This is a genomic window from Verrucomicrobiia bacterium (assembly GCA_035629175.1).
In the GTDB taxonomy this organism is placed as follows: Bacteria; Verrucomicrobiota; Verrucomicrobiia; order Limisphaerales; family DASXHY01; genus DASXHY01.
This window is the reverse complement of record DASPIL010000062.1, coordinates 75,674-89,296: the sequence shown is the minus strand read 5'-3', so window position 1 is coordinate 89,296 and position 13,623 is coordinate 75,674. Positions and strand designations below refer to the sequence as shown.

At 55.3% G+C, this 13,623-nt stretch carries 5 protein-coding genes; 2 read left to right on the top strand and 3 right to left on the bottom strand.

The window, feature by feature from the left end; genetic code table 11:
* From VEH04_10525 to VEH04_10515, 3 genes are all read right to left on the bottom strand, one after another.
* Positions 1–5,351, bottom strand: a 5,351-nt coding sequence (locus tag VEH04_10525) for a hypothetical protein (protein HYG23206.1), incomplete at its 3' end; no start/stop codon positions are given.
* Between the two features lie 134 nt (positions 5,352–5,485).
* On the bottom strand, positions 5,486–7,732 hold the full coding sequence (locus VEH04_10520; protein ID HYG23205.1) for a hypothetical protein: 2,247 nt from the start codon (positions 7,730–7,732) through the stop codon (positions 5,486–5,488).
* A 1,149-nt stretch (positions 7,733–8,881) separates the two neighbouring features.
* The gene (locus tag VEH04_10515) at positions 8,882–9,496 is read right to left on the bottom strand and encodes a fibronectin type III domain-containing protein (GenBank protein HYG23204.1); all 615 of its coding nucleotides are present in this window, start codon (positions 9,494–9,496) and stop codon (positions 8,882–8,884) included.
* A gap of 1,828 nt (positions 9,497–11,324) precedes the next feature.
* Here VEH04_10515 and VEH04_10510 point away from each other — a divergent pair.
* Positions 11,325–12,911 carry an ATP-binding protein gene (locus VEH04_10510; GenBank protein ID HYG23203.1) on the top strand — a complete coding sequence of 529 codons (1,587 nt, stop codon included), beginning with the start codon at positions 11,325–11,327 and terminating at the stop codon, positions 12,909–12,911.
* On the top strand, positions 12,911–13,597 hold the full coding sequence (locus VEH04_10505) for a response regulator transcription factor (protein ID HYG23202.1): 687 nt from the start codon (positions 12,911–12,913) through the stop codon (positions 13,595–13,597). The genes VEH04_10510 and VEH04_10505 overlap by 1 nt, the downstream gene beginning before the upstream one ends.
* Positions 13,598–13,623 lie beyond the last annotated feature (26 nt).

The following is a 13,623-nucleotide window of genomic DNA, read 5'->3' as shown; positions in this document are numbered from 1 at the left end:
CCGTCGTTCACAAATTTCAGGTCCTCGATCGGAATCGCCGGACCCGAACTCAGGTCATAGGTCGTTTGCCTGACTCTCCTGCCCTTGCCGTCATACATCCAGACAACCCGCCGCTTCGACGCCGAAGGCCCGTTGGTAAGGCTTTCGAGCTTCGTCAGCCGGTTCTCAGCATCCCACGTGAACGCCCACCGGCCGTCATTGGTCAGGTTGCCATCAAGATCATAGCCGAAGGTTTCCGGCGATTTGGCAATGAATACGTTCCCCGTGGTCCCGGCCTGCCCGCTCGCTGCAACCGTGATATTGGTCCAGAGACCAGAATTGGGAACGCTCGCAGCCCACTCGCGCCGGAAGAACTCCCCTTTGCGATACGTGCTCCCGCCATTGACGGTAACGGTGTTGGTGACGTAACTGATGCCCATGATGTCAACAGACGCCGGAACCCCGCGGCTCGTGTACTGGTTCACTGCGGTGACGGTATAATCGGCCTGGCGAAGTTGTCCGCCGGTTTCATCTCCACCGGACCGAGTCCGGCGCCGGTTTCCTATGTCGTCATGAACATACTCAAACTGCTGGCCGGCGACCGGTGTGCCATCCGCCCAGAACTTCCTGCCGCTCGTCACCTGTCCGAGTGAATCGTATTCATAAATCCAGTATGAACCGTCAGCCATTGCAGCCCGCGTGCGTTGATTGGCAGGATTGTAGTCGTAGGCATGGGTTATGGGCGGTGCTGTATTTCCTGGCGTGACCGAACTGATCCCGGTTAGGCGATTCAGAAAATCATGGCTCCGGGTCGTTGTCATGCGCAGCTGCGAACTGTGGCTGAACGCAATCTGCTCCACCAGGGAGGATTTGGCAACATACGTGTAGGCGGCGGCCGTGCTTGAATTGGCCACGCTGGCCAATCGGGATCCCGCGCCGTACCCATAATTCACGAGGGTGTCTGACTGAGTGTTCAACCCGACTGCGGTTCGCCGTGACAGTGAGTCGTACGCATTGGTGACAGCCATGCCGCTCAGCGCTCCGCCTGTGTGCGTTTCGCTGACCACTTGGCCCGCACCGTTGTACGCCATGCTTTGAGTCGCATCTCCCGACCAAATCGTTTTAATGCGCCCCCGGCGGTCGTAGGTGTTCGTCACTCCAGGTGTGTTGTCGCCCGTATACAACACGGTCGCCAGATCCCCCGCAGTATTGTAGTTGTAATCCGTATTCACCCCTCGCGCCCACATTCGGAGGCTCAATCGTCCGGCTGGAGTGTAGCTGTAACGCGGTCCGGTCGAATCCGCGTAAACCTTGTTCGTAAGCCACCCGCGATGCGGATGGTAATGCCATCGCGTCACGGAGGCGCCACTTGTGGCGTAGTTTGTCCAGGTCGTCATCGCCGCCATGCGCCCGGCGTAGTCATACTCGTATTGCACCGGGTACGTTCGCGAGCCATAGGTCTTCTTCAGTTCGCCTGTTTTGTGATACTCAGTGATCGAACTGGTCCCATCGGGATGCACCACGTTCGTCGCCTGAAGCATCTTGTTGTAATGAGTGACCGTCACCTGTTGGCCTTGTCCGGGAGCGGCTGCAGGAGAGGCGACTGACACAACCTGATCTGCGTCGTTGTATCCGAAGGTGGTGGTTCCGTTTCTCGCATCCTCGGCGGTGTGGCGGCGTCCGTGCGAATCGTACGTATAGCTCACCGACGACAATACCGTCGACCCAGCTTTCCGAGTGACATTGGCCATGCGTCCGTTCTGGTAGTGAATAACGCTATAGGTGCCATCGGCAGCGCTGTTGGTATGATAACGGTTTCCCCCAGTCCCATAGACAGTCCGGCTGTGGCTGGTCACTGGCTGTTGACCATTCCAGGTCGTACTCCACGACTGTAGACCGTCAACAGAGGTATCGATGGTCGAGAGCAAAGATGCCGTGTTGGCATTGTGGGTCTCCCAAACATACGTTTCCATCCTGCTAACGTAAACGCCGCTGTTGGTCGCCATGCCCCGCACGGTCCGGGTGATTCTGTCCCCACCGGAAAAATCAATGACCCAATTCTGATTGGTATCGATCACCGTGTACTCTTGTTCCCCTTTGTCGTCGTAACGGTAGATCGTGCAAATGCCATCGGGATCAATCTGGTTGGTCAGTTGCCCCCTGTTGTTGTAGAAAAAGATGGCGCTCGGTCCCGGGAATGACATTCCAAGTGACGGGTGGATATAGCTGTCGCCAGGGTATTGAACCTCAGTAATCCGTCCAGCGCTGTCGACGAACGTTTGAACCCATTCACTTGTATCACTTCCGTCATTGTTGAGTTTGATTTCTTTGGTGTAGGTGCATTGATTGCCAAGACTGTCTGCATCCGGACCATACTCATAGCGGACCGGATGGACGGCAGTGCCGGTCACCTTCTTGAGCGACCCGTCCAGGTAGTAAAAATTCGTTCGGGTGCCTCCATCGGGATTGAGCACGATATCAATTCTTCCGCCCGTCGCCGGGTCATGAGCCTCGATGTATGCGGTTTTTCCCCCGTTCGCATTCGTATGGGCAATAAGGTGCCCCGTCACGTCGTACGAGTATTCGGCAAGCCTGATCGAATCGCCGCCGCCCAGGCGCGTGGTCCGCAACACCCGTCCCATCGCATCAAGAACGTTGGTTGTCGTTATGCCTGACCGGGTGCTCGCGACCTGTCGCTTCAATGCATCGTAGGTATGGGTGGTTATCACTCCATCGGCATCTACTGAGGATTCGACATAACTGCAGCACGAAGAATAATGCGTCTGCACAACGGTACCCGTGAGATTATTTGTCACCGCTTGGGCGCGCCCAAACTGGTCGAAGTTCCCGTACGTGTGCTGCTCAAGAATGATATGAGGACGGGCAACGTCCCGTGTGATTGAAGCAATCGGAAAACCCTCAATATTCAGCACCGTTCGATTCGACCTGCCATCGACAATCAGCGTGTAATCATTATTGGGCTTTCCTGTCACGACGATGTTCGTTCTAAAGCCGCTGCTGTTTGTCGAATAGTCATGCGTGATCATCGTGCCGTCCTCGCGGACGACAGCCTTCATTCGATATTGATTCGGGCCGCTCGTGTAATAGCGATTCGTTGTGAACAGATTGCTGGCATCATTCCAACCCGACGAAGCTGCACTTGTGCCCCGAACATCCAGCCGAACTCCATCCTGAGGAAAGAGGGAATATCGGCTGCTTACCATTTGGCCAGCAATGCGCTCTTCGACTTTACGGGCAGTTTCAGGGAACAACGTGCCGTCATCGCCATGGCCTGAACCATAATAGTAGCGGGTTTCTCGAGCTGCGGTGTAGTTGTTCGTCTCAACATCGCCGAAGGAAGAATAAACGTATTCAGGCCGGCCGACGGAGTCATACTGATTGTAGTATTCCCACGAACCGTCATGCCTGAAAACCCATCGAAGCGGCTGGCGCGATCCCATCGTCGGAAATGGGGAGTAATCATCATAAGTATAATGCGTTTTGTGCGCGTGGGAGTCCGGACCAATTTGTGTCTCTACCAGGCCCACACCCCAATCAAACTGTTGATAGGTATTCTTCTCCACGTAAACCAGCTCTCCGGATGCTGATAAAACCGCGTTGCTGACCGTGTACCGCCCCGAGCCAAGTGGAATCGACGCGCTTGCTGTCTGAAGAAGCCCTCCCTGCGCCACCATGATCCACACCCCGGTGTTGGTCGAATACGTGTATGTCCACTGCCGCCCTGACGAAAGGGAGCCCGCTTCAGAGACCTGTACCGTGTTGGGGTCAGGCGCAGTGGAATTTGTAATCAACCAGCTTGCAAACGGTGGGGGGGTTACAGAGTAAACACCGGTCGATAGCGCTCCTACTTGAGAGGCCTCGTAGAAATCAATCCTGTAGGAGTTCGTGCTGATATCGACAACATCCGCCAGTCCGTTTGGAGTCTTGACTTGTCTGATCGTTCCGTTCGAAGCGTGGATTACCTCGACGTCGCCGCGCGACGGCGCCGTGAACTGAAGATTCGCGGGTGTGAATAGCTCTGCGGACGTTTCCGACTGTCCGAACGTCAACCCGCCGAGCGACTCACCGTTTGCCGCGGTTCCCATTGAGACATAGAAGGATGGGCCGCTGCCACCAGCTCCAGCGAAATTATCTGGACCGGTGTTGCACGACCCGCATGAAGCACCATCGGCCGCGCCCGTTGCAGATTGCATTCCAGAACTGCCATCCGATCCTGCGCCGCCGCCGCCGCCCTGTGCGCTGCCGCTGGCCCCCGCCCCGGGCCCACCTCCAGCACTGCCGCCAGAAGGTCCGCCGCTGCCGGGCTTGCCGTTGGAAACAATCTCCGGACCCGCTGTTATCACTACGTGCGTTTTACCCGGTTTCACGGGCATCTCCAATGTGCGTTCCGTTCCAACGGCGGGCGCTGTTGGATTTCCTGTTCCTTGGATTTCTTCCGTGATTGAATTTGGCTTTCCAGTGGATCCGTCATCAAAAATCGTCCTCTCCTCCCATGTCACCCGATAGGTTACATCCCTTTCCGTGCCGAAAATTTTAATTCGATACTTCGACTTGGAACCACTCGCACCGTAATGATTAGCCGGTGTGTAACCATGCGACGCTATCCAACTGAAATGCGAGGCAGGGTCTCCGTCCGACCATGTGCTCGGAAGCTGGATTCGGCTATCCAATTTTCCCTTCAGCTTGTCATCATCAAACGGTTCGCTCAGCGTGTATGTTCGCGTCATCGTCGCGCCTGGACCGGCATTCGCCGTAATGGTTCTTACCGTGGGTTGGGTGTCGACGTGATCCTCCGGGATATCATATCGCGGAAATGGCCCTTCATTCGTGCTTCCCGCCGTATAATTGTAGTTCGAGGCCGGTGTCCAATTCTCACTATAAAAGTAAGTTGAGGAGTGGGATGTTGTTCTTGACCAGTTGGTTGTATTGTTGATTTGGCCCGATCCCGCTCCCATATAAGTTCTGTCTCCCGCGACATAATCGTACACGTTTGACTGGTCGCAGTAATCCATAAGCATCCTGTCATCGGTCATTTCATCCTTGAGGAAATAGGTTCCGGCAACAACGTTCGTCTGTTCGCAGGTAAGATAATCAATCGTAAACACATCCGTGACGACGAGAGTTTCCACTTTCTCCAGCCAGTAGGTTCCAGGATACACAAACTTACATCCATTTTGTATGTTTGTTTCTGTTTGAACAATCTCGATATTGTTAGGAAGAGAAATGTTCGTGAGTACGGTCTCAACAAGGTAAACGTTAATCACCTGATCAGGAGGAATCTCCGTCAAATGATACTCGAAATGGCCGCACTTGGCAGCATTGGTGCCGGCATGCTTTAGATCGAATCCCACGGGAAGGCATTGCGTCCATCCGCTCAACGCCGATAAAAAAGACGCCAACAGAACAGTTAAAAATACTGTCCGAACACCTCGAAGCTGAAATTGCATTTCCATAAACATCCGCTTAAAAATCGCTCTTGAACGCCTCACTTTAGCGGCGTAAATACCTCCAAGGCCAACACAGAATTTAATCCATTATAGTTATTGAGCAGCCAGGAAGTTTCGCTCATATCGGCGATTCCGTTTCCATTGCCATCCTCGAGATAATCCGCCGAGCCATCGCCGTCTGTATCAGTCGGGACATAGCGGAGGCCCTGAACCGACTCCGCAACATAATGATAGCCAATGTCCAAGCGAGTTGCTGCGTCCTTTGCTTGATTGGTTTGGGTTGTGAAATGATACAATCCTGCCAGTCCAGCGTTGCTTACGCTGCCGGAATTGATTAAGGGGCTCGCCGGCGGAAGATACGAGTTCCCCAACCAGTTTTTCTGCCAATCGTAAGTGGTCGCCACGGCCACATTGTTTCCAGATGTTGGAACAATCGTGTTTGATCCGGTGAGAAACGCGTTGTACGCAGCCATCGTGTTGGTTAACCCGCCGCTGTTGTTGACGATGGACGTCCCGTCAAAAGCGGTGTCGCTGACTGAAAGCCCTTGTGTCGCCGGAGCCCCTGACCACCGATCCGCAACCAGGCTTCCTCCCCGCATTGTGCAGTTTCGCATTACGATTCCAAACGCACACTCGCAATGCAGCCCCACATACACTCGATTGAGCAGGCAGTTCGTGTAGTACTGGAAGGCGCCGTAGCCCGCGATCGAAGCGTTCCAGAACTCGCTGTGCGTCGCCCGAACATTGAGCGTCCCGAAATAATCCCGAAAATGATTCGGATCGTTTGCCAGCGCAAACACCTTCGCAAAACGAAGGTTCGCATCGACGGGACTTGGATTGTTGGCCACGGTTGTCACCCCGGCAAGCCATCCCTTCTCCGTCCAATTTCCGTTGCCTCCTTCCTGGACTGTTGAATAGCGCGCAAGCACAGCGGGCGATGTCACGGTGCCGGTTAAATTGATGGATCCATACGGTCCCAATGCAATCCCGGACCCCGCGCCCCCCGATCCGTTTAGCTCAAACCAGGCTAATGCCGCGCCCGGTGCGAAAGTTAGATTGGATACCGCCGTTACGCCTCCAAAAGCATAATCAATTGGATCATAATGAAATCCCAGGTCGGGTGCGGCTTCATCTCTTGAAACCCGTGGTGAAAACACCGTGGAAGTGGGAATCGAAATGTTCGAATACACAATCGGCGCTTCAGTGGTTTTGGTCCTGAGAATTCCCAGCAGTGTTGCGTCAATGTTCGTGGTTCCAGCGTTGCGATAAATACTGTTAGTTGGAAGATAATGGCCAGCGGCGCCGGCTGTTTGGAAGACCAATGAGCCCGAGTTCGTGGCATTGAAGCTGCCGACGTAAGCGTCTCCCCAATTTGTGACGCCTGCCAGCAGTGTGTTCGTGATCGCGAGCGCCCCACCGGACTCATTCTCGAACAACTGATTACAGCGGTGAATCGTTCCATTCTGAATTTCAACTTTGCCGTTATAGATCCAAACCGCCACCTGTGATGCGTCGTTCAGCAAAACGTTGAGAAACTTGGTTTTGGGAGAGTTCACCGTGTAGATCGGGTACTGATTGTGGGAGAACTGGCTGTCGCTGACACGTCCGTTTCCGTACATGACAGTTAATCCTGTATAGCTATAGAGCATCCTCAAATGCTGAAGGTTTTGATCGGCATCCGTCGTTTGCAGGTATGAATTCTGATCCGGGGCGGAACTCGGGAGGCCGGAGCTGCCGCTGATGCTCTCCCCAACGGTATTGTCATGCATCGACGTAAACACTGCAGGCCGGTATTCAGATGTCTGACAGTCGATTGATGTGTTGTCGACAAACAATCCGCCCCAGCCTGAGATTGGGTTGAACTTGACCACGGTTCCGCCCTCGATCACCACAGAGCCGCTGAACATCACACTTCCACTGACGTAGTAGGTCGTATCTCCCTTGAATGTGAAATTCGTGATGGAATTTACAGCATGGTAATCAACAACGAAACCCGGCCGGGAGCCCTCGAGTTTTGCGACGCTCATAACCCGATTCGCTGGTGTTCCTGCGAGGCGGCGAGTCGGAAGAATCCGCTCAAGGGCGGCTGCACGCAACTGTGGTTTGCGCGGGCCGGTGCCAGCCTGCGTTGGAAGCCGCGCCAGACGTTCACGGACATCGTCAAACGGCATTTCTTCAAAAAGCCAGTCGCGCCCTTCCAGCTGCAACCAATGCTTCCTCACTCTCATTCCCTGGTTTCGCGGGTTGCTGTTGATATCAAAGGCGCGGCCTACTCCCAGTTTCATGGCTCCAAAATCAAGGCAGTCGTCTGTCTGCGCCTGATTTTTCTTGTCCGCCCAGCGACGTTGTTGTCGGTTTGGAACTGGCGGGGCTACGAATTCTGTCAGCACCTGCAACACAGTGGTTTCCGGGTTCAATCCGAATGCGCTCGGATCAGGCGGCGCACTCCTTAGAACTATGTCTTGCTCGAACCCTGATCGGCGATATATGTAACGAACATCTGCCGAACAATCCCCGACTAGCGCACCGCGATACCAAACGGTATTGCCGTCAATAGCACCAATGCTGTTCGTTGCTTCTGCGATAATAATACTCATCCCAGAGGAGGTGTCGAAGTAGCTTAGGCCCATCACACGCGATCGGAGCCACTTTCCGTCCGGAGTGTTTAGTTCAATTTCCCCCGTAGCAATGTCGGCTGGGAAAAGCACCTTGTGTTGGCCCTTGCTGGCAGCTGCACCGCTTCCGTTAGGGAATAATTCGATCTCCTCTGAACTCTCCAACCACTCTCCGGTTGCCGCCCGGTAATGAAGGCCACTCGACAGCTCGGTGTATTGCTGAACATGACTGACACGGCCGAAAGCGGTCTCCTCGTGGCGAATTGTTTGCCAGACTCTATGGTGAGGGCCTCGTTCAACGATGCTATAGACGGGTTGTGCAGGATTTTCCGTCGGCCATTGCTGTGCCGTCGCGACGAATAAACAAGGCAGCGCACAATAAATTGCGCCAAGGAATCTAATTTTCATGCTCGATGAACTTCTTGGAGACCGGGAAACCTCGCTTTATTGACACCAGCAACTCCGCGTGCATACCGCTCTGAATTTTGTCTGTAGGGTGTTTACCCTACTCGCCCATTGAGGGCAATAAAAATGCGCAAATATTGATAGAGCTTCTTTGGTTCCTCTTTGGTGCAACCATAGCAACGGGCTGCAAAGGAAGTTCTTACGACCAATGTCGCCCCGAATTGCATCTACGGAGCGATTTCCAGGTACGTTTCAAGCCTATACGCTGGCATTTTACCGCTGTGAACCGCTACCGGCTTTCCACCTTGGCCGTTCTTCGTTGAGGGACAGGCCTGCTTGGAGGGTTTGCGTTCGTTTTCGTAAAACCGGAAGGCGGCGCGAAGGCGCGGCCACCTTCCGGGTGTGTGTCCCGCATTACAACGACATCCGGGATACAGGATCGCTCCAGTCGGTCGTTGTGTTGCCGGCGCCAATGGCGCGCACTTGGACCGTGTAGGTTTGGCCAGGGGTGAGGTCAGTGAGCAGGATGTTACGCGCCTGCGTAAAAACCCCGACCATCTGCCACCCCTCCGGTCCGTGGCTCATGCGCACTTCATACGCTTTCGCACCGCGAACCCGGCGCAAAGAAACCGCCAGCTCCCTCGACGCCCTATTCTCAACCGTTTCAATCAGCGGCTTGTCCAGCACCGCGGGTTTCCGGGCCGCAACGGAGACTTCAAACCCTGACGCTGCCAGCTTCGCATCGTCACCATCAACGACCGCCTGCACGTACAGGCCAACCTGACGCAGCATCCTCACCAGGACCTCACGTTTCTGATTCCGATCCCGGATCGCGACACGATCGCCCGTTGCCGCCGCGTCGATGGCTTCCTTGAACTCGCCATTTGCCGTCGCGAGCTCCTCCGCAGGTATTACCGGATTGGGGTATGTTTCCTTGTCGTTCAGCGCGTTGGTAACACGGTCACCCAACACCGTCAGCTCAGCCGGGTTATATGCGCTGAAGTCCAGATACAGTTTTGTCGTTTTCATACGTTTATCTTTCATGAACATTCGTCCGGTCACCGGCTCCGTCGTCGCAATTTATTGCAACACGATTCGCCTGCAGCCGGACACGGAGCATCGCTGCACCGTTTTTGTTTTCTTTTAGTTTTCAATGACCGCCTCGGAGTTGGAGCGAAACGATTCCATCAGCACCGAAGACCGATTTGCCGATTGCTCCCGTTTTGCGAGAGGCACCGGGCAGCCTTGCAACGTTGCCCCGGCGAACCCTCTCCAACCGATTCCCGCCTTGGCGTCCTGGCCTGCCCTCCTTCCGAGAGGCTGGCTTTCAACGCGTGCTGAAATCCGATAAACGCCCATGCAGGAACGTTGCCAACCGCGAAAAACTGTTTCCGCCGAGCCAGTCTGCAGACCGGATGCACCACGTCGCCCCGCTCGATCTCATCTCACATTGTATGTTGAACCATAATGACTTGCGCTTCGCGTGTAACGTATGACTGGGCATGGCTTTCGGGCTGAACAGCCGCGCGACCCTCTTGCACTTGTAAGGAACTGTGAAAGGCTCTTACGCCAGGCAAATTTCGCCTGAAAAGGCCCCAGACGATTGGAAACAATTGCCGACTGCTAATCCTTGCTATCTCGATGGCGGTTTTTGGTAAGTGGGTGTGACGGCCAGAAGATAGATTCACACAATACCCACGGATCGAGGAAAGGATGAAAACAGCGGGGCGGAATCGCAATCAAACGGGAAGAGCGAAAACATTTCTGGGAAGGGAATTCACCACCGAGAGAAACGGATGAACGCGGATACCGAGGGGAGCAAAAGGGTTTTACACGAATAACACGAATCTTCGCGGATTGAAGAGGGGAACTTTAACCACGAATCACACGAACCACACAAAAAAAAAGCAGGGGAAATAAGTCTAATCTCCGAGGGACCCAGAGCGGCAGAGCCGCAACCAAAATTTCCCGGACCATCGACACACCGCGACCCGCCATCAACCCTCATCAGGACCCAGAAAGCACCAGATTACGCTGAGAGCCCGTCTGAAGAAACACTTTATGCGTACAAAGAAACTCCCGGTCCTGCTAAAGTTGTTCTTTAACGAGCCAACGCTTTTCTTGGACGCTAAACAAAGCCCTATTAGTAGTGTGAGACAATTGCTGTCACAGCTCCCGCTGTATGGCACACTTCATGTGACAAAAAGTGTCGTTTTGGGAATTCTTTGTCCCACGAAAGTTTTTCTTTGTCGCACCAAAGGGAAACTTGGCACAGCTCGAGTGATTCCACTCGGCGACCAGGGATTCAAAGATCACACACTTTGAATCAGGGATGCCGCAGAATGAATCAGGGATCACCGGAAAGAACGCCTCAAAGCTGCTCAAGCGCTTCCAAAGCTCGCTGATGGAATGCTGAGTCGAGACAGACTAAAGGACTAAAGGACTAAAGGACTAAAGGACTAAAGGACTACGGGACTACGGGACTACGGGGCTACGGGGCTACGGGGCTACGGGGCTACGGGGCGGTGGACGGTGGACGGTGGACTACCACGGACAAGTTAATCGCTCAGTTCCCGGACTTGCAGTTTCACTGCGTTTCGGTCATGGAAGATCTCGAGCGGCACTTCGGCGACAGCCGCCAAAGCGTGGACATGACGGACGAGACTTCCCAATGCGGGGTCTGCAAACCGTAATTAAGCGCCTTGCGCCCGGTTACACGTTCCGGATCTGGGCGGCCAACCGCATCGGAGCCAGCCCGCCGGCGCGTCGAAATACGGCTCGCGGAATCGGGGTGACTTGGTAAGCTCAGCGCCGATCGCAACAGCTCCTCAGCTTGAACGCATTATTCAGAGCAGCCATGAGCAAATCATCCCTCACCCGGAAAGATTCACTCGCTGCCCCCACCAACGCGGCCGGCTTTTGCGTTTGCGATGAATCACGGGCCGCGCACTTTTTTTCTGCGGGCTGGCGGATGCTGTGCGCCTTGACGATGGTAGTGGTGCTCAGTCCGTTTCCAGCCGGCGCAGCAAATCCCGAGCTTCGCGAAACGGTTTATCCCACTTCCATCCGCATCACGCCCGAACGGCAACGCGCCGCGGCAGAACACGGCGTCGGCGCATGGATTTGGACGACGAACTTTGCGGACAAGCAAATCTGCCGCGTCTGGAAATCGTTTTCCCTCCCATCCACGAACCGCATCAAGTCAGCCATTCTGAATATTACCGCGGATAACTTGTATCGCCTCTACCTGGACGGTCGGGAAATCGGCGAGGGCGGCAACTGGCGCAGCCTGACGCAATATGACATCACCTACCTGCTGGTGGACGCGGGCCAGCATGTCCTGGCGGTAGAGGCGCTGAATGACAGCATGGAAGGCGGCATTCTCCTCGGAGTGCGGATTCAATTCATGGATGGACAGGAAATGAACGTCCTTTCCGATGAAACGTGGCGCGTGGTTCCCAACAACGAAAAACGTTGGTATCGCAAAACACGCCCTTCGCCCGCGTGGCCAAAGGCGCGCATTGTCGGCGTCGTCGGACAGGATCCCTGGTGGCTGCATCCTGTCAGCACGATTCCCACTCCCCCGCTCCGCCTTCCCGACTTGCGCTTCTGGCAAAGCGGTTGGTTCCTCGCTTCAATCCTGGCGATTTGCGCCGTTGCCCTGGCGCTCAGCCTGCGGCTCACCGCAAAACTCGCGCTTCAAACCCGCGCACAGGAATTGCTCGAAACGGAGCGTGCACGGATCGCGCGGGACATCCATGACGACCTCGGCGCTGCGCTCACCGAACTCGTGCTCCATGGCGAAGTGGCGCAAACCGAATTTCCCGGCGATTCAAGGGAAGGAATGCGATTCCGGGAATTGTGCGATCGCGCCCGGTCAGCTTCACATGCCCTTGACGAAGTAGTCTGGGCGGTCAACTCCAAACGCGACACGTTGCGCGACTTCTCCTCGTATCTCTGCAAATACGCGCAGGCATTTCTCGCATCGACGCAGATTCGCTGCCGGCTCGACGTCAAACCCAATATGCCGTCCAGCGTCTTCGACCTTCCTGTCCGCCGCGGACTGTTGCTTGCCGTCAAGGAAGCGCTGAACAACGCCGCGAAACATTCGAACGCGAGCGAGGTGTATGTGCGCATTCATCCGAAGGACGATGAAGTCGTGGTGGTGATCGAGGATAATGGAACCGGGTTTGATCCCGACACCTTGCCGGGCGATCGCAATGGCCTTCTAAACATGGCGGAGCGTTTGGCGGATCTTGGGGGAGTTTGCAGCGTCAGCAGCACACCCGGGGCAGGCTGTCGCGTGGAATTCCGAATGCCGCTGGCGCACCCCTCCTCCCGCTCGCCCTTTACGTTCCGCCGCTTTTTGCCAAAAAGAAAAACGAAGCCGGGCGTTGACCTTGGCTCAGTGCCCGCCGAACACCGTCATCAGCTCTCAGGATAATGAATACAGTGCGTTTGGAAGAACCGCGTCGACTCCAATTCTCCACAGAATCGCCGCTCAAGATTGCGCTCGTCGAGGACAAGCGCGATGTCCGGGAAAGTTGGGCGAGGCTGATCAACTCGTTTCCGGACTTCACCTGCATGTGCCAGTGCCCTTCAGCCGAGGAGGCGTTGCGAATCATCCCGGCCGCCAGACCGGACGTGATCCTCATGGATATTTTCCTGCCCCGCATGTCGGGCATCGAATGCACCGCGCGGATGAAATTGCAACTGCCCAAAACGCCCATCGTCATGCTCACGGCGTCCGACGACGACGAAATGGTATTTGTCGCTTTGGAAGCGGGTGCCGATGGCTATCTGCTCAAACGCACGAAACCCGCCGACCTTCGCGCTGCGCTGTTGGACGTCTTGAGCGGCGGCGCGCCCATGACCAGCGAGATCGCCCGCCGGGTGGTGGAATCGTTCCGCCAAAAAGCCCGTGGCCGCGACGACAGCATCAGTCTCACTGCGCGCGAAGAGGAAACGCTCCTCCTGCTTTCGAAGGGTTACTCAAACAAGGAAATTGCGGATAAACTCACTCTCAGCGTGGAAACGGTCCGCAGCCATCTCAAACACATCTACGAAAAGATGCACGTCCGTTCGCGGGCGGAAGCCGTGGCCCGCTACATGTCCGGCAAGAATCCGTAGCGCGCGAGAAGCGGCCCGCCCAAAAC